The organism is Candidatus Methylospira mobilis (assembly GCF_009498235.1).
GTDB classification, from domain to species: Bacteria; Pseudomonadota; Gammaproteobacteria; order Methylococcales; family Methylococcaceae; genus Methylospira; species Methylospira mobilis.
On record NZ_CP044205.1, the window covers coordinates 3,129,444 to 3,147,271 of the forward strand.

A 17,828-nucleotide genomic window follows, 5' to 3' on the forward strand; every position below is an offset into this window, starting at 1 on the left:
CAGATTCAAACGATGAATACCCCGGTGTGCTGCACACACGACCGGGGCACAGAACAAAACGGCTTACGGTTGGTGCGCCTCGATATAGTCGATAGCCTGCTGCACTGTGGTAATCTTCTCGGCTTCTTCATCGGGAATCTCGCACTCGAATTCTTCCTCCAGAGCCATCACGAGTTCAACCGTATCCAGAGAGTCTGCGCCCAGATCGTCTACAAAGGAAGCCTCAAGGGCAACCTCTTCCTTAACGCCCAACTGCTCGATTACGATTTTTTTTACACGCTCTGCAATGTCACTCATTGTTTTAAATCCTCAGTTACTTAGTTTGGATGAGTCGGATAGTTTAAACGATGTTTACATGAAATGAAGCAATATGCTCTCCCCACGCTGCACCGACACGACCAATCCCGCCGTACTCCGACCCGGAGCAGGCGTACGATAGCACGACGCTGCCGATAGTGAAAGACACTCTGCCATATTTTATTCCTGCATTTTAGGGCGTATACATGCCTCCATTGATATGCAGGGTTTCCCCGGTAATATAAGCCGCGTCATCCGAACACAGAAACGCCACGCCCGCAGCAATCTCGTCCGCCTGCCCCAAACGTCCCAGCGGGATATTTCCCAGCAAGGCGGTCTTGTGTTCCTCGGGAAGCGAACGCGTCATATCGGTATCGATAAAGCCGGGAGCTACGGTGTTGACCGTTACATTGCGCGACCCCAGCTCGCGCGCCAGGGAACGGGTGAATCCGATAACGCCGGACTTGGCGGCGGCATAGTTGGCCTGTCCGGCATTGCCGGTGGAACCGACCACGGAAGTAATGCTGACGATGCGCCCCCAGCGCGCTTTCAGCATGCCTTTAAGACAGGCTTTGCTCATACGGAATACCGACGAAAGATTGGTCTGGATAATAGCTTCCCATTCCTCATCCTTCATGCGCATGACCAGATTATCGCGCGTTATTCCGGCATTATTTACCAGAATACCCGGCGCGCCAAAATCTTCCGTCACCGATTTGATGAAGCCTTCTATCGCTACGGCATCGCTCACATCCAAAACCCGCCCTTGCCCGGTAAAACCGGCCTCAGACCAAGCCTCGGATATGGCTACGGCGCCCGCATCGCTGGTGGCGGTGCCGATGACGGTATGGCCCTGAGCCGCAAGCCGCACGGCTATCGCTCTGCCGATTCCGCGGCTGGCGCCGGTTACAATTGCGACATGACTAGCCATTTATCATCTCCAATACTTTCCTTAACGAATCAGGGCTATACAACGGCTCCGTCGGAACATCCGCCGCTATGCGTTTTCCAAGTCCCGTCAGCACCTTGCCGGGACCGCACTCGACAAAGCGGGTGACGCCACGGCTTGCCAGAACAGCAACTGTCTCGCTCCAGCGCACGGAACCGTGCAACTGCCCGGCCAGACGATCACGTATGGCATCAGCCTCCGTTTGCACGCTCACATCGACGTTATGCACAACGGAACACTGGGCGGTTGCCGCCATGATCGTAATTTTCTGCAGCCGTTGCAAAAATTGCTCGGCCGCTTTTGCCATCAACGGACAATGGGAAGGCACGCTGACCGGCAGCAAAACAGCCCGCTTGGCGCCGGCGCTCCTGGCCTTTTCTATGCACGTTTCCACAGCGGATTTATGCCCGGCCACCACCACCTGTCCCGGCGAATTAAAATTCGCCGCCGTCACCACAGCGTCCGAGGTGGAAATTTGCCCGCATATCTCGACAACCTCGGCATCCTCCATGCCCAGTATGGCCGCCATTGCCCCCACACCACTGGGAACCGCATGCTGCATCAACTGCGCGCGTTCCCGCACCAGGCCGACCCCATCGGTAAAAGACAACGCGCCGCTACAAACCAGCGCTGCATATTCTCCCAGACTATGTCCCGCCATCCAGGCGGGCCTGAGCGGACTCGATTCGCACCAGACGCGCCACGCTGCAACATCGGCGACCAGCATTGCCGGTTGCGTATATTCCGTTTGATTTAATTGTTCGGACGGACCATCCGCCACCATCCGCCACAGATCGTACCCCAGTACATCGGAAGCTTCCTGAAAAGTACCCGGTACTATCGGATGTTCGAGCGCCAGCTCCTGCAGCATGCCCACAGACTGCGAACCTTGGCCGGGAAAAATGAAGGCAAGACTTTTATCGTTCATTTCGTAGCTTCATTGTACAACGTGACAATCGGAATCTAGTAGCGGATCAGGGCCGAGCCCCATGCAAACCCGCCGCCAAAGGCCTCCATCAACACCACCTGATCGCGCTGTATGCGGCCGTCGCGTACCGCCTCGTTCAGCGCCAGCGGCACCGAAGCAGAAGAAGTGTTTCCCTGTTCCTCTATGGTGACGACAACGCGATCCATCGGCAGTTTCAGTTTTTTGGCGGTAGCGCTGATGATGCGGATGTTGGCCTGATGCGGAACCAGCCAATCGATATCATCCTGATTCATCTGGTTGGCGGCCAATGTTTCATCGACGATTTTTCCCAGCGTGTTGACGGCAATCTTGAATACTTCATTGCCGGACATCCGGATCGCATCAGACGCGCCTGAGCAGCCAGCCGCCCCTCTGGAGTTGGGCAGGTAAAGCAAATCCTGATATTGCCCATCTGAATGAATATGTGTGCTCAGTATCCCCGGAGCTTCCGAAGCCTCCAGAACCACCGCTCCGGCGCCGTCTCCGAACAGGATACAGGTCGAGCGGTCGGACCAGTCGAGCAGTCGCGAATTAATCTCGCTGCCTACAACCAGGGCGCGTCCGGCAAACCCGGTGCGTAAGTACTGGTCGGCGACGCTCAACGCAAAAATAAAGCCCGAACAGGCGGCTTGAACATCGAACGCCGCGCATTGCGCAATTCCCAAGCGATGTTGCAACAAGCAGGCCGTACTGGGAAAAATTCGGTCGGGAGAACTGGTCGCAACGATAATCAGATCGATATCACCGGCCTGTATACCCGCCATGTCTATCGCCTGACGCGCCGCATGTTCGGCCATACTGGAAGCCGTTTCATGGTCCGCGGCAATACGGCGGGAACGTATGCCGGTGCGCTCCATGATCCACTCGTCCGATGTATCCACGGTAGCGGCAATATGATCATTTGTACGAACGTGTGCAGGCAGGTAGCCCCCTGTTCCTGCAATACGCGCATACAAACTCACGCGAACTCTCCGCCGTTGGCTGCGATAATCTCGGCTACACGTTCTCCGATACGGTCGGGTACGGCTTTTTTGATCTCCTTCATCGCCACTTCGATGGCGCGCGCAAAAGCGATCCTGTCCGCATTGCCGTGACTTTTAACCACGATACCGCGCAAACCCAGCAAACTGGCGCCGTTGTATTGCCGCGGATCGAAGCGCTTGCCAAAAACCCGCAACGCAGGCAGTGCAATCAAGCCGGCAACCTTGGAAAACAGACTCTTCTTGAAGGTCTCCTTGAGACCCTGACTGATCATCTTGGCTACGCCTTCGCAGGTTTTGAGCGCTACATTCCCGACAAATCCGTCAGTTACCACGATATCCACATTACCGGTAAAAATGTCGTTGCCTTCGACAAAACCGACGAAATTGATATGGGATTCGGCTATCAAACGGGCGGCCTGCTTGACTTGCTCATTACCCTTGATTTCCTCCTCGCCGATATTCAGCAATCCGACGGTAGGATCGGGTATGTCTTCCACGGCTTTTACCAGTTCGTAGCCCATGATCGCGAACTGGCGCAAATGCTCCGCCGTACAATCCACATTGGCGCCCAGATCAAGCACATGCGTAAAGCCGTTCATCGAAGGAACCGATGCGATAATGGCGGGACGATCGATACCCGGTATCGTTTTAAGAACAAACTTGGCGATAGCCATCAAGGCGCCGGTGTTACCTGCGCTGACGCAAGCACCTGCGATGCCGTCCCGTACCAGATTGATAGCCACGCGCATGGACGAATCCTTTTTCCCACGCAGAGCCTTGGAAGGAGATTCATGCATTTCCACCTGTTCGGAGGCGTGCATAATGGAACAGCGCGTTTCGTCGCTAAAACCGGCTGATGCCAACTCACGCCTTAACGTGGCCTCATCTCCCACCAGAACCAGCCTTAATTCGCTGTGTCTGCGCAGCACATCCAGCGCCGCAGGGACGACAACCTCAGGCCCATGATCACCGCCCATTGCATCCAGCGCAATAACCGGTACATTACTCATGCAACGTTCCCATGCATCAAAAACATTATTACTCGCAATCCAAAATGTGCAGATTCTCAATCAATACCGCAGATACGCACCGGCGCGCACCGCCAGACGCAGCTTATTCGTCGCTTTCGTCGGCAACGGAAGCGACATCGACAATCTTACGCCCGCGATAGTAGCCGTCCGGACTGACGTGATGACGCAGATGCGTTTCGCCGGTAGTTGGTTCAATGGACAGAGCCTTTGCAGTCAAGGCATCATGAGCGCGACGCATACCGCGTCTGGAACGTGTTTTACGATTTTGTTGTACAGCCATGGAGAAACTCCTAAATAATATCTATTGTTTCAAGGAAGCACTGATATACGCAAAATCAGCAGACTTCCCACATGCAAAAAAAACCAATCCCGACCAGCGATCTTCCGACAAACCCGTTTAGTCAGCGCTTGGTTAACTTCGATAAAATGGCGAACGGATTTTCCCGCTCGGGTGACACCGGTTCAGACGTATTATTGCCTTTCTCAGACGTATTGCTGCCTTTCCACGACAGACTGCAGTCCTCATGCCTCGGTATCGCGGGGATCGAAAGCAGCAGTTCGTCTTGCGCAATGTCCCCCGGCCACATAACCTCGTGCTCTACCAGCAGGGGTTCGAACTCATCCGGCAATCGTGCCGCTTCATCCAGGGAACTTACCAGCGCCAGTCTCACGCTGACGTCTACCGGCAGACGCAATATATCGAGACAGCACTGGCAGGTCAGCAGCAATTCGCTGGCGATATGCGCATCGACTATCCGGAAACGGCCATCCTTGAAAAAGGAAAGATCCAGATGAACCTCCCCCTGATTTGAGGCCAGCAAACCATCAAGGCGTGAAAACCTTGACAACGGAAGCACCCCAGCCATGCTACGGCCTTTATCCGCCAGCGCAACAGGGTCAATCAACTCAGGAAGAATCTCAACCATAATCCGACAATTATAGCGATAAACTCATTAGGTTGTCAAAAATGTAGGTACTCGTCACCACAAAATCCAGCTGACAGCCGAATACAGACCCGTATCGAGCTGTTACAGCGAAACGCACAATCTTTCGAAACCGAAGCCCTAACCCACAAGCCCTGCGTCCCATTCCAGGAGCCGGCGTTTCCCCGGACTTTCCGCCGTCCCAGGAATTTTAACGCCTTACGAAGGGTAGCGCGTAATTTCTACCGGCCCGGCGAGTTTCGTCCGAAAATGCGGCCCGGCTCTTCCAAGCCGGATGCTCACAAAGAATAACACTTTGATTTTTAAATAAATAAATCACAAACTAATGCAATATACGGTCCGTATTTCCCAAACCAACAACAAAATCATCAATTGGCGCCGGCTTACCGATATAATAGCCTTGGAATGCCATACAACCGCTTTCTTTAAGGAAAGCCAGTTGCGCTTCAGTCTCCACTCCTTCCGCGATCACGTTCAGACGAAAGTTGGTTGCCATATCGATTATAGTCTTTACCATCACGGCGTCATCAGGGTTCGACACCACGTCGCGCACAAAACTCCGGTCTATTTTAATCTGATCGATAGGAAGCCGCTTCAAACAGGATAACGAAGAGTAGCCGGTTCCGAAGTCGTCCAGGGATAACCCGATCCCAAGCGCCTTGAGCGCTTGCATTTTTGCCACGACATCGGAAATATCATCCAGTATCACACCCTCAGTCAACTCGAGTTTCAGACGCGAAGGATCTATGCGGTGCTCCTGGATTGCAGACTGAATGGACCCGACAAAATCAGGCATTCTGAATTGATGGGTGCTGACATTGACCGCCAGCAGTAAATTTTGCATCTTGATGTTCCTGCCCCACTCCGCCAATTGCCGGCATGCGCTATTAATTACCCAGCGGCCAATATCAAGAATCAGTAAACTTTCTTCCGCGACCGGAATGAATTGCGCAGGAGACATCATCCCGCGAACAGGATGCATCCAGCGGATCAAGGCCTCAGCGCCGAGAGGCATAAGGTTCTTATCGAGTTGAAGCTGGTAATATAGATGCAACTGCCCATCGGCTATGGAACAGCGCAAGTCCCTTTCCAGCATGGCACGCTCCTCCACCGCCCGCTGCAAAACAGGATCATAGAACCGCACCGTATTCCGGCCGGCATTCTTGGCCTGATACATGGCGAAGTCGGCATGCTTAAGCAAATCATCGACCGCCACCCTTTTACCGCAAAACAGGCATACACCTATGCTCGGCGAGCTGTGATGGACATGCTGCCCGATGCGATAAGGCACCGCCAGAGTCGAGCGAATTTTCTCTGCAATCCAGGCGACCTTTTGCGAGGCGTACACGGGGCTTAAACTGATTTTTTCGACCAGCACCACAAACTCATCCCCCCCAATCCTCGCCACGGTATCCACATCCCGCACACAGGGCTTGATGCGCTCAGCAACCTCGACCAGCATCAAATCACCGTAGTTATGGCCCAGAGTATCGTTCAGCAGCTTGAACTTATCCATATCGAGAAACAACACGGCGCCATATTGCTTGCTGCGCTCGGATACTGAAAGCGCGCGATGAAAACGATCCAGCAGGAGACGGCGGTTTGGAAGCATGGTCAACGCGTCATAGAACGCCAGATTGCGAATTTCCTCCTCGTTTTGCTTGCGCTCGGTAATATCGCTGAAAATGGCGACATATTCGGTCGTTTTCCCTTGCGCGTCTTTCACGGCGGTTATCGTCATCCATTTAGGATAGATTTCCCCGCTTTTACGCCTGTCCCAAACCTCGCCAGCCCAAGCGCCCTTATTCAGCAAGCTGCGCCACATCTCGGCATAAAACGCTTCATCGTGCCGCTCGGAGCTTAAAATACGGGGGTTTTTGCCTAACACTTCATGCGAAGCATATCCGGTGATTTTCTGGAAAGCCCGATTAACACGGAGAATATTGCCCTCGCTGTCGGTAACCAGGATGGCTTCATGGGTCTCGAATGTCGCGGCCGCGATGCGCAGCGCCTCTTCCGCGTTCTTTCGCTCGGTAATATCGTGAAGCGTGCAATGTGTGCGGACAAAATCTCCTCCCGCATCTCGCTGCACCGCTCCTGACAGCAGCACCGTTATCAAAGAACCATTTTTACACTTCAATTCCAGTTCTTTTGAGATGGCTCCATCGCACAGAAGGCCGGACAAAAACCCTGCACGAGCAAGACCGGCAGGATCAGGAAGCAAATCGCAAAAGGAGAGTTTGAGCAGTTCCTCACGACCATAGCCCAACATCAGGCACGAGCGGTCATTCACGTCAAGACATCGCCCCTTTTCATCCAGAGCCTGGTAGGCAACCGGGGAGTTCTCAAACAGCTCGCGGAAGCGCGTCTCGCTTTTTTGCAAAAGCGCCAAAGCGGATCGGGCCTGACGCTCGCTTTCCCGTAGCTTGTTCTCCACTTGTTTGCGTTCGGAAATATCCACCCCCGTTGGCAACAGACCGATAATTTGGCCGCTATCATCGCATACCGGTGAAATCTTGAAATCGATAGGAACAAGATCGCCTCCCATCTTAACCACCGCGTCGTAACGCAGCGTCTGCCCCCGCCTGGCAGCGTCAATCGCATCGATTAATTGCAATTGAACCTTGCTGTCGTAAGACCACCATGGCGCGTCATAAAAAAACAGTCCAACCACATCCTCCCGTCGATACCCCGCACGCTCGAGCGGCGCCTTGTTGACCTCCAGAACTATGCCGCTGGTATCCAGCAAAGCGACATAGGCAAATAGATTATCGAGGATTTTTTTCAAACGCATCTCGTCACCCGCCAATGCGTTATGCGCTTCAGTGGTTTTTTTCAACTCCAGAGCATATCGCCGGCGATAGCGATGCATGGTCTCGATCAACAAGGACACGAAAGCGCCATCAAAAAGAAATACCAAATTCGGCCAAAAGCTGACCCGCAAACTTTCCAATGACAAGGAATAATAAGGGGGGGGTGAATATACAGGTGGCAAAACTCAAGCTGATCATCGTCGCCAACAGGCCCGTCTTGTATCCGCCGACAACAGCAGACAGCGTGACCGCCGGAAAAAAAGTCACGTATTGCAACCCTGCGTCGATCGGCGCAATAACCAGACGCAATACCAGGGCCAATCCCATCAGCAGCATGGAAAACAAATAGTGACAAACGCTGCCGCGCCTTTCGCAGGAAAAAAAAACAGTGAGGCGCCCTACCAGGTAACGAACAAAAGCTGTCAGTTTTTTCAGCATGGTTGCCCCCGCTTTGAGTCCATAAACCGGTTTTTGAACCGGACTCATTAATTGAACAGCAATGAAGCACAAGTTTAGATTAATTGACACAATCCTGGGCGGCTGGCCCTGCCGTCAATACCCCCTCACCAACAGGACCAAACAACTCCTCGCCCGGATATCGGAGTTCATACCTGCATGCAGGACGAATCAACAACCAATGACGTGCAATATGCTTCTTAAGCCTTATAAAACTTCTTTTGGCGGCCAGCACATAGGTTTGAATGACCGGGGATGAGGATTATTATTAGTAGATTCTATAGCAGACCCTACCCAGGGCAATCGCGCTATGTCGATCAAAAAAAATCAATAACTTACGATAATGAAATTTTTAATTTGCTTGCTACGGAATGACTTTGCATTCTAATTGAGCTTAAAACGTCGTAATTTTTGAGATTAAATCTAAAAATTCGGCTTACTCATCATAAATAGCGAAACATTACAAGCGCAATGATTGCTACCAGTTTCTAAAAATCAATACGTTAGCGCTGCAACATAGCGCGATTGCCCTGAGACCCTACCAGAGTTGCTTGCGCAAACAACAAAACTCGGGTAGCATCACCGGTTTATCTTACTTTGTCGTCTTGAGAGGCCCGTAATGAAGCCGGAAATTCACCCGCAATACAAGACTATTTCCGTTAACTGTAGTTGCGGAAATATTTTTGAGACCAAATCAACTACCTGCAAGAATCTGAACATCGAAGTCTGTGCCGCCTGCCATCCGTTTTATACCGGCAAGCAACGACTGGTCGATACCGCAGGACGCGTAGACAAATTCCGCCGCAAGTACAGTCGCGGCTGATCGCTGAAAAACCCATACGCCTATCGGATGCCCGAATTCAGTAACGGGCATCTGTACAACCGCGCGCCGTATCCATAACAGCGTAACAATCTTGGTTAAGCCGTTTATTTTAAACAAAAGCAGCCCTATCCTCGACGGCACTGCCGTTAAGCAGGATAAAAGCGTTCGCGATGAACTTATCGAACTACTCGCAGCCGACTAGTGCTTAATTGCATAAATAAGCGATATTGTATCCAGCTTTAAAGCTGATATATATCAAATGTATACATGATAATATTCTGCACGCTTTCTAATGAAACCAGACACTAGTTCATGACTGGTTCGGAGCGAATCCATATAAAATAAATAAAGGGCGAACGGGTAAACGCTTAACTTGATGGCATAATAACCCAACTGCGAGCCCTTGGCATCTTCTCGTCGCGGCTTCCAAGCCGGACCACACCCTAATTGGTCTAACCGGTTACGGCGCAAGCGTTGGCCCCCTATCATACACAAACACGCTTGAGCCACTCCAGCCCTGCTTTGGCGGGAGAAGGGGCCAGGTATTATTTACTTCGCGATTTGCAGGTAGTAACAGCGCCCTGTATTCCAACGCCATATCATCAAAACAGAGATTCGATCGCGGTTGAGGAACCTTTCGGTGCCGACTTAGGCTCAGCAGGCTGCTCTATCACCGGAGCAGGCGCTTCATCATCTCCCCGCTCAAGCGGCGCGTTCTCGCCGGAAGACGGATCGGCCTGCAGACTGGAGGCTCCACCCGGCGCCTGACCTTCAGGGAATATCTCGAATGCCCCCTCTTCATCGCTTTCTTCCTCGGACGCTCCCCCCCTGTCTTCGTTGATGCGTCCGGAGGTCAAGCCTTCGGGTACGGCAAAGCTGGTTTCAGGCACGCCTTTAAGCGCTTCCTTCATGTAAGCTATCCACATCGGCAAGGCGGCATGGCCGCCCGTTTCACCATCACCCAGCGGTTTATAGGAGTCGAAGCCCATCCAGGCGACGGCGACCAGGGCCGGGCTGTACCCGTTAAACCAGGCATCGCGCACCTCGTTGGTCGTGCCGGTTTTACCGGCAATATCGGAACGCCCGAGTTGCAGCGCTCGTGTCGCCGTACCCATGCGCACGACATCCTGCAACATGGAATTGATCATGTAGTGCACCTGGGGAGTCAGCACCCGCGGCGCAACGCGGCTTTCTCCAGTCCCTCCGGCAGCGGATTGATCGCACTCATTGCAGGCAACCAGCGGCGTAGCGCGAAACAGGGTCGCTCCGTCCTGGGTCAGAATATGATCTATCAGATAAGGCTCCACGCGCGAGCCGCCGTTGGCGAATACGGCGAAGGCGCCGGCCATGCGCAACGGCGAAGCCGTTCCGCTGCCCAGCGCCAGCGTCAACGAATGAGGCAGTTCGGATTCCAGAAATCCGAAGCGCCTGGCCATTTCCAGCGCGCGCGGCAAGCCGATTTCGCGCAACAGCCTGATGGAAACCATGTTGCGGGAATGCGCCAGCGCCATCCGGAGCCGCGTAGGCCCGTAAAACCGTCCGGAATAGTTCTGCGGACGCCAGACGCCGCCGGGAATGGACGGATCGTAATAAACGAAGGGCGCGTCATTAATGACGCTGGCCGGCGTATAACCTGCCTCGAGCGCAGCAGAATAGAGTATCGGCTTAAATCCGGACCCCGGCTGACGCTGGGACTGCGTGGCGCGATTGAAGTTGCTTTGCTGAAAGTCGAACCCGCCCATCGCGCTGACGATAGCTCCATTGGACGGATCCAGCGATATCAGCGCGCCCTCCACCTCCGGCACTTGCGTCAAAACCCAGCGCCCTTGATCGTTTTTGCGCAGACGGATCACATCGCCCGGCTTTAGCACCGCCTTGACCGATCTCGCCCCCGCCCATCGCACCGCATCCCAATCCAGGCGCGCCCGGCTTTTATCCGCCAGATAAAGATCGGCCTCGCGATCCCTGGTCTCGAGCACCAGAGCGCCCACGGTATCGCCCATCGGTATGACATCGCCGAGCGCTTCCTGCCAGGCCTTTTCGGTCGATTGTTTTTTCAGCTCTACATGACGCTTCACGCCGCGGAAACCGTGACGTTCGTCGTATTCGTGCAAAGTCTCGCGCAATGCGTTTTCGGCCGCCAGCTGCAAACGCGAATCGACCGTCGTGTAGACCTTGTAGCCGTTCAGGTAGGCGTCTTCGCCATATTGTTCATAGACTTCATTACGCACCATTTCCGCAATATAAGGCGCCTGCAATTCGGTCTGGGCGGTAAACAGTCCCGCTTTCATCGGCTCCGCCAAAGCCTTGTCGCATTGCTCGTCGCTGATCATGCCCAGCTTGAGCATGCGCTTGAGCACATAGTCGCGCCGCACTTGCGCGCGATCCGGGTTGGTTACCGGATTGAAGGTAGAAGGCGCCTTGGGTACTCCGGCGACGGTGGCCAGCTCGGCCAGCGTCAGTTCGCCCACGGATTTCCCATAGTACACCTGAGCCGCGGCCGCAACGCCGTAGGCATGATGACCGAAGTAAATCTTGTTGAGATACAACTCCAGTATCTGCTGTTTCGGCAACAAGGATTCGATCTTGATCGCCAGCAGGATTTCGTTGATCTTGCGGAAAAATGTTTTCTCGGTGCTCAAAAAAAAGTTTCTGGCCACCTGCATGGTGATGGTGCTGCCGCCCTGCCGCTTCTCCCCGGTTGCCGCGTAGACGACGGCAGCTCGCAGCAAACCCTGGTAATCGACACCCGGATGATCGAAAAAGCGGTCGTCCTCCGCCGCCAGGAAAGCATTAATCACCTGTTTGGGCACCTCGTCGAAACTCAGCGGGCTGCGTTTTTTCTCGCCGAACTGGGCAATCAGTTTGCCGTCCTTGCTGTAGACGCTCATCGGAATCTGATAACGCATGTCGCGCAACACTTCCACATCAGGAAGCCTGGGTTCCAGGTAAGCATAAACGCTGTAAGCGACAATGCCGGCTATGCATAATCCGGCAAAAGCCAGCTTAAACAGGAAGCCGAAAAATGCGCCTAACAGACTGGGCTTGCGTTTTGATTTCTGAGGCCGCCGCGATGGCTGCTGAGGAGGGTTGTTTGTAGCCAAGTTTACCGTTAATAATTGTTTTTACAACAAAACCTTATACTTTGAAAAGCACCTTGATCCATCAAACCGGCGCCATGCAGAAAGGACAGGCTCGTTATCGTGTTCGAATAAAAACTGCAGGATAAAACCCATACGCAGCAATAAATCCACATAATAATACAGAACCGCAAAGTTTACTGATAAATTTAAGCATGCTTTTATTATTGCCTTAAGATGGGGAGGCCATGCTAAGTGATCATGTATAAACGAATAGCGTTTATCCGTCGCCAAGATTAGCCAGATACGAAGCTTGGCGTTCACCGGCGACGGATAAACCTTGTTGAACTGAACCGCCTGGCACGACGGTTGATATGGGGATTTGATATCCTTGGCAGTACCCGGCTTGTCAAGCTACTTGCATTTTCGCCGGGGTACGAAACGTGGACATCGAGAAAGATAACGGCATTCAACCGGTTTTTTGAGCGCGTTGACGCATCTGATTCCGGGTTTTTCCTGCCGGTCAAACCTATAACACAGCCGTTTCCCCGATGATCGAACACCTTTTTTTGAAACTTCGTCTGCGCATTATTCAACGCGGCGGCCCCCGCAGCTCTCAGCCGGTAACAGGCGCTTCAGCAGCGGCAGGTTTACGACGGATTCCGGCAACAGATCGGCCCACTGACGCAAGCGTCCTTCGCCGCAGCACGGACAGCGTTCGATCTGCTGTTGCGCCACCCGTCGCTTGAACTGTTCGGCGGATTCGAGCGCGACCGGAACCGGTGGCGGCACCTCCAACGCTGCTCGGGCCAGAGCCAGACGCTGTGATTTCACTGCCGACGACAGCAGGCCGTAGTGGCGAATGCGCTTGAAACCCGGAGGCAGTACATGCTGCAGAACGCGGCCGATAAAGTCCACGCCATTGATGTGGGTGATGCGTTTGCCGCCGTGGTCGTCGGCCCGTACCCGCAGCAGCACCTGGTCTCGTTCGAGAGCGACGATGCGTTCGTTGGAAAGGGCGGTACGGTGGGTATAGCGTGACAAATACGCCAACACGGGGCAGTCCATATTGTTCAAATGCCTATCAGGCTTTTGCTGGCCAAGCACCAACTGATTTGCAGCATGAGCAAGAAAGGTGACTGCTACGATCATGCCGCCATGGAAAGCTGGAATCACAGCTTTAAAGTCGAGGCTATCCACGGCGAGCGATTCCAGACCAGGGATGATGCCAAACACCACGTCTTCGATTACATCGAAGTGTATTACAATAGGAAACGGCTTCATTCGAAACTGGGCTATTTGTCCCCAGAGGCCTTTGAACTTAAAAATGTCGCTTAGCAAAGTGTCTGCTGAATCTGGGCAGGATCAGACGTGACCTTCTGCGTCCGGACGGACTTGCAGCGTGTCTCGACAGCCCCCACCCGCTACCCCAGCAGGCGGCAGAAAAGACAAGCTTAATTGCCGAATAAAAAATAGCACGCTTCACGGATCTGGATTGCGGCGAAACTGCTGGGAGTCGATGCGGCATAGTGCAGCACGCATTCCGAACGCGTGGTCGGGCCGAACCAGGTTGCCGGGTTTTCCGGCGGCGCGGTATAGCCGGGAAATTCCTTGCGGCATTGCATTACCCGCTCGACGGCGACGGTGTCGTTCAGCGCGCCGGGCAGCGTGTCGAGCACGCAGCTCTGATAGCTGTCGGGCGACGAAAACAGCCCGGCACCGGCATTGCCCGCCCGCAACAGCAACGCGGCGATCAGGAATACTGCATGCTGACGCATTCGACACCCAGGCGCGCGCGCAGGCGACGCAATAATTCATCGCCCGGAGTCACCCGCCAGGTGTCGCCCAGCAGCAGTTCCGTTTCCGCGCTAATCCCGCGATAGAGGATGCTGACCGGACACGGCCCGCCGGCATAAGGCTTCAGGATCGTCATCAGCACATCGGCATAGTCCAGCGGCTCGCTTTCCGCCGCATTCAATTTCAGCGACAAAGCGCGCGCATACTGCCCACGCGCCTGCTCGATGCTGCACAAGCGCTCGGCGGTCAGGCGCATTTGCCCGGAAAAGTCGTCGACGCCCAACCCGCCCTCGACTACCAGCAGCGTATCCTTGAGCAGCAAGTCGCGATTTTGCTCGTAAACATCCGAGAACACCGCCACTTCCAGCCGCCCGCTGCGATCGTCCAGCGTCGCGAAGCCCATGCGTTTGCCGTTCTTGTTTTGCTTGGTGCGCAAATCGACCACCAGACCGGCGACTACCGCGCGCGTTTCGCTGTTGCGGCCAAAACCGCGATTTTCTTCCACGTACAGCTTGCCGAGTTTGGCGGTGGTCATATGCGCCAGTTCGGCCTCGTATTGCGTAATCGGATGCCCGGTCAGATAAAGGCCCAGTATCGCCTTTTCATTGGACAGACGCTGCTCTTCGCTCCACGGTTCGATCTGGATTTGCGGCAAGTTAACCGGACATTCCGGCTCGTCCAGCATCAGGCCGAACAAATCGTGCTGCCCGGTTTCGGCCATTTTGCCATGCTGCTCGGCCGCCTTCAGCGCATCCGGCAATTCGGCGATATGACGGGCGCGGTTGCCATCGAAGCTGTCCATCGCTCCGGCATGAATCAGCGCCTCCAGCACGCGCCGGTTGACCTTGCGCAAGTCGATACGGCGGCAGAAATCGAACAGGTTGGCGTAAGGCCCCTGCGCGTCGCGCTGACGGATGATGTCTTCGATGGCATTTTCGCCGACGCCCTTCAGTGCGCCCAGGCCGTAGACGATGCTGTTGCTGTCGCGCGCGACAAAACGATAGTTCGAGCTGTTGATATCGGGCGGCACGATCTCCAGCTTCATCTCGCGGCATTCCTCAATCAGCACCACCACTTTATCGGTGTTGTCCATATCGGCGGACAATACCGCCGCCATGAATTCGGACGGATAATGCGCCTTCAGCCAGGCGGTCTGATAGGCCACCAGCGCATAGGCCGCCGAATGCGATTTGTTGAAACCGTACTCGGCGAACTTTTCCATCAGGTCGAAGATATAGCTGGCCGTCGTTTCCTCGACCTGTCGCCCTATCGAACCGCTGACGAAAATTGCGCGCTGCTGGGCCATTTCCTCGGCCTTTTTCTTGCCCATCGCGCGGCGCAGCAGATCGGCGCCGCCCAGCGTGTAACCGGCCAGTTCCTGGGCGATCTGCATCACCTGTTCCTGGTAGACGATCACGCCGTAGGTCGGTTTGAGGATGTTTTCCAGGCTGGCATGCGGGTATTCGACCTTGGCGCGCCCCTGTTTACGGTTGATGAAGTCGTCGACCATGCCCGACTGCAACGGCCCCGGACGGAACAAGGCCACCAGCGCGATGATGTCTTCGAAGCAGTCCGGCTGCAAACGCCGGATCAAGTCCTTCATGCCGCGCGATTCGAGCTGGAATACGGCAGTGGTGGCGCAACGCTTGAGCAGGGAGTAGGACTCGGGGTCGTCGCGCGGGATCAGGTTGATATCGACCGGCGTTTCACCTGCATTGGCGCGGCGGCGGTTAATGGCTTCGACCGCCCAGTCGATGATGGTCAGCGTGCGCAAGCCGAGGAAGTCGAACTTGACCAGCCCCACCGCTTCGACATCGTCCTTGTCGAACTGCGTAACCAGATTGTCGCCGCCCTGTTCGCAATACAGCGGCGAAAAGTCGATCAGCTGCGACGGCGCAATCACCACGCCGCCCGCGTGCTTGCCGGCATTACGGGTGATGCCTTCCAGGCTTTTCGCCAGATCGATCAATGCGCGAACTTCATCATCCTGCTCATAGACCCTGGCCAGGTCTTCGCTGTCGTTCAGTGCCTTGTCCAGCGTCATGTTCAGTTCGAACGGGATCAGCTTGGCGATGCGGTCGACAAAACCGTAAGGGTGTCCGAGCACGCGCCCGACGTCGCGCACCACCGCCTTGGCGGCCATGCTGCCGTAGGTGATGATCTGCGAAACGCGATCGCGTCCGTAATGGCGCGAGACGTAATCGATCACTTCGTCGCGGCGCTCCATGCAGAAGTCGATATCGAAGTCGGGCATGGAAACGCGTTCGGGGTTCAAAAAGCGTTCGAACAGCAGATCGAATTCGAGCGGATCGAGATCGGTGATTTTCAGCGCGTAGGCCACCAGCGACCCGGCCCCCGAACCACGTCCCGGTCCGACCGGGATGCCGTTGTTTTTCGCCCACTGGATAAAGTCGGCCACGATCAGAAAATAGCCGGGAAAGCCCATCTGCTTGATAACGCCCAGCTCGATTTCCAGCCGGTCGTAATAGCGCTGATATTTTTCCGGGTGGGCGGCGCTGTCCGGAAACAGGATGCGCATGCGCTGCTCCAGACCCTTGCGCGACTCATCACTGAAGAAATCCTCCAGCGTCATTTCGGGTGGAACCGGGAAATCGGGCAGATAGCTTTTGCCCAGCGTCAGGCTCAGATTACAGCGCTTGGCGATTTCGACGGTGTTCTGCAAGGCTTCCGGAATATCGGCAAACAGCTCGCACATTTCGTCGGCGCTGCGCAGATATTGCTGCTCGCTGTAATCGCGCGGACGCCGCGCGTCGTCCAGCACCCGGCCCTGATGAATGCAGACGCGCGCTTCATGGGCGTCGAATTCTTCGGCTTTCAGGAAGCGCACGTCGTTGGTCGCAACCGGCGGCACATCGAACTCGACGGCCAGATCGAGCGCGGCATCCAGGTAGATTTCTTCGCCGGGACGCCCGGTGCGCTGCAATTCCAGGTAAAAGCGGTTTTCGAACAGCGGCAGCCAGTGTTCGAGTTCGCGGCGCGCTTCATCGGCGTTATCCGCGAGCAAGGCCTGGCCGATACGCCCCTCGCGCGCGCCGGAAAGCGCGATCAAGCCCTGATTGCAGTCGTTCAGCCACTCGGTCATCAGCATCGGAACGCCCTGATGCTGATTTTCCTGATAACTGCGCGACACCAGCGCGGTGAGATTGCGATATCCCTGTTCGTTTTGCACCAGCAGCGTCAGCCGATGCGGGCGCGCCGGTTCCTGCGGGTTGAAGAACCAGACATCGGAGCCTGCTATCGGTTTGATGCCCGCGCCCATCGCTGCTTTATAAAATTTGACCAGCGAGAACATATTGGACTGGTCTGTCACCGCCACTGCGGGCATGCCTAACGCGGCCACCTGTTTTATCAGAGGCTTGATGCGGACGATGCCGTCTACCAGAGAGTATTCGGTGTGGAGACGGAGGTGGATGAACTTATGAGGCATGGGAATGTTTCGCTACGCGAAGATTTATTTTTAATGTGGGTATCCGCACCCACGGGCGTGATACTTTTCTTTGCGCGGCCAAAGAAAAGTATCCAAAAGAAAGGCCGCCCAGTGGCCGCTTGCTCCCTGCGCTTCTCGCTTTTGGCGGGGGTCTGCAGAAGGGCTATCCTAGCCCTCTGCAGACGCGATTCATCCCTGAATCGCCCCTTCGGGCTATTCCCGCCAAAAGCTGCGATGCTC

At 54.9% G+C, this 17,828-nt stretch carries 15 protein-coding genes; 2 read left to right on the plus strand and 13 right to left on the minus strand.

From position 1 onward, the window contains the following. Positions 1–63: 63 nt before the first annotated feature. The 9 genes from acpP to F6R98_RS14200 form a co-directional block, all read right to left on the minus strand. Positions 64–297, minus strand: coding sequence for an acyl carrier protein (acpP, locus tag F6R98_RS14160; RefSeq protein WP_153249595.1), 234 nt, complete (start codon positions 295–297; stop codon positions 64–66). 193 nt (positions 298–490) lie between these two features. Next, positions 491–1,228 (minus strand): 3-oxoacyl-ACP reductase FabG, encoded by a 738-nt coding sequence (gene fabG, locus F6R98_RS14165; protein ID WP_153249596.1) that lies wholly within the window; start codon positions 1,226–1,228, stop codon positions 491–493. Next, the gene (gene fabD / locus F6R98_RS14170; protein ID WP_153249597.1) at positions 1,221–2,174 is read right to left on the minus strand and encodes an ACP S-malonyltransferase; all 954 of its coding nucleotides are present in this window, start codon (positions 2,172–2,174) and stop codon (positions 1,221–1,223) included. Before fabD ends, fabG begins: the two co-directional genes overlap by 8 nt. Before the next feature lie 35 nt (positions 2,175–2,209). Beyond that, positions 2,210–3,175: a beta-ketoacyl-ACP synthase III gene (locus tag F6R98_RS14175; protein WP_153249598.1), complete on the minus strand. Its 966-nt coding sequence runs from the start codon at positions 3,173–3,175 to the stop codon at positions 2,210–2,212. Then, positions 3,172–4,206, minus strand: a complete 1,035-nt coding sequence (gene plsX / locus F6R98_RS14180) for a phosphate acyltransferase PlsX (RefSeq protein ID WP_153249599.1) — start codon at positions 4,204–4,206, stop codon at positions 3,172–3,174. Before plsX ends, F6R98_RS14175 begins: the two co-directional genes overlap by 4 nt. Positions 4,207–4,309: 103 nt before the next feature. Beyond that, positions 4,310–4,507 carry a 50S ribosomal protein L32 gene (gene rpmF / locus F6R98_RS14185; protein ID WP_153249600.1) on the minus strand — a complete coding sequence of 66 codons (198 nt, stop codon included), beginning with the start codon at positions 4,505–4,507 and terminating at the stop codon, positions 4,310–4,312. 121 nt (positions 4,508–4,628) lie between these two features. Next, the gene (locus F6R98_RS14190) at positions 4,629–5,153 is read right to left on the minus strand and encodes a YceD family protein (RefSeq protein WP_153249601.1); all 525 of its coding nucleotides are present in this window, start codon (positions 5,151–5,153) and stop codon (positions 4,629–4,631) included. A 340-nt stretch (positions 5,154–5,493) separates the two neighbouring features. After that, positions 5,494–8,064: a sensor domain-containing protein gene (locus F6R98_RS14195; RefSeq protein ID WP_153249602.1), complete on the minus strand. Its 2,571-nt coding sequence runs from the start codon at positions 8,062–8,064 to the stop codon at positions 5,494–5,496. A 10-nt stretch (positions 8,065–8,074) separates the two neighbouring features. Next, positions 8,075–8,422, minus strand: coding sequence for a DUF4118 domain-containing protein (locus F6R98_RS14200; protein WP_194269951.1), 348 nt, complete (start codon positions 8,420–8,422; stop codon positions 8,075–8,077). 637 nt (positions 8,423–9,059) lie between these two features. On the opposite strand from F6R98_RS14200, the gene rpmE reads away from it, so the two are divergent. Beyond that, positions 9,060–9,263 carry a 50S ribosomal protein L31 gene (rpmE, locus tag F6R98_RS14205; RefSeq protein ID WP_153249604.1) on the plus strand — a complete coding sequence of 68 codons (204 nt, stop codon included), beginning with the start codon at positions 9,060–9,062 and terminating at the stop codon, positions 9,261–9,263. A 602-nt stretch (positions 9,264–9,865) separates the two neighbouring features. Here rpmE and F6R98_RS14210 read toward each other — a convergent pair. Further along, complete coding sequence (locus tag F6R98_RS14210) at positions 9,866–12,367, minus strand: penicillin-binding protein 1A (protein WP_228124885.1); 2,502 nt, start codon at positions 12,365–12,367, stop codon at positions 9,866–9,868. A gap of 564 nt (positions 12,368–12,931) precedes the next feature. Then, positions 12,932–13,495 (minus strand): transposase, encoded by a 564-nt coding sequence (locus F6R98_RS14215; RefSeq protein ID WP_153249605.1) that lies wholly within the window; start codon positions 13,493–13,495, stop codon positions 12,932–12,934. 6 nt (positions 13,496–13,501) lie between these two features. Here F6R98_RS14215 and F6R98_RS22835 point away from each other — a divergent pair, with 6 nt between their 5' ends. Beyond that, positions 13,502–13,681: an IS3 family transposase gene (locus F6R98_RS22835; RefSeq protein ID WP_407079316.1), complete on the plus strand. Its 180-nt coding sequence runs from the start codon at positions 13,502–13,504 to the stop codon at positions 13,679–13,681. Between the two features lie 116 nt (positions 13,682–13,797). Here F6R98_RS22835 and F6R98_RS14225 read toward each other — a convergent pair whose 3' ends face one another. Together F6R98_RS14225 and dnaE are read right to left on the minus strand one after the other, a co-directional pair. Next, entirely contained in the window at positions 13,798–14,121 is a 324-nt protein-coding gene (locus F6R98_RS14225; RefSeq protein ID WP_153249607.1) for a hypothetical protein, read from the minus strand. Then, positions 14,097–17,588: a DNA polymerase III subunit alpha gene (gene dnaE / locus F6R98_RS14230; RefSeq protein WP_153249608.1), complete on the minus strand. Its 3,492-nt coding sequence runs from the start codon at positions 17,586–17,588 to the stop codon at positions 14,097–14,099. The genes F6R98_RS14225 and dnaE overlap by 25 nt, the downstream gene beginning before the upstream one ends. Positions 17,589–17,828 lie beyond the last annotated feature (240 nt).

Bases quoted from the DNA above. Each gene is read 5' to 3' on its own strand.
- acpP (WP_153249595.1), bottom strand. From the start codon at position 297: ATGAGTGACATTGCAGAGCGTGTAAAAAAAATCGTAATCGAGCAGTTG.
- fabG (WP_153249596.1), bottom strand. From the start codon at position 1,228: ATGGCTAGTCATGTCGCAATTGTAACCGGCGCCAGCCGCGGAATCGGC.
- fabD (WP_153249597.1), bottom strand. From the start codon at position 2,174: ATGAACGATAAAAGTCTTGCCTTCATTTTTCCCGGCCAAGGTTCGCAG.
- plsX (WP_153249599.1), bottom strand. From the start codon at position 4,206: ATGAGTAATGTACCGGTTATTGCGCTGGATGCAATGGGCGGTGATCAT.
- rpmF (WP_153249600.1), bottom strand. From the start codon at position 4,507: ATGGCTGTACAACAAAATCGTAAAACACGTTCCAGACGCGGTATGCGT.
- F6R98_RS14190 (WP_153249601.1), bottom strand. From the start codon at position 5,153: ATGGTTGAGATTCTTCCTGAGTTGATTGACCCTGTTGCGCTGGCGGAT.
- F6R98_RS14200 (WP_194269951.1), bottom strand. From the start codon at position 8,422: ATGCTGAAAAAACTGACAGCTTTTGTTCGTTACCTGGTAGGGCGCCTC.
- rpmE (WP_153249604.1), top strand. From the start codon at position 9,060: ATGAAGCCGGAAATTCACCCGCAATACAAGACTATTTCCGTTAACTGT.
- F6R98_RS14215 (WP_153249605.1), bottom strand. From the start codon at position 13,495: ATGATCGTAGCAGTCACCTTTCTTGCTCATGCTGCAAATCAGTTGGTG.
- F6R98_RS22835 (WP_407079316.1), top strand. From the start codon at position 13,502: ATGGAAAGCTGGAATCACAGCTTTAAAGTCGAGGCTATCCACGGCGAG.
- F6R98_RS14225 (WP_153249607.1), bottom strand. From the start codon at position 14,121: ATGCGTCAGCATGCAGTATTCCTGATCGCCGCGTTGCTGTTGCGGGCG.
- dnaE (WP_153249608.1), bottom strand. From the start codon at position 17,588: ATGCCTCATAAGTTCATCCACCTCCGTCTCCACACCGAATACTCTCTG.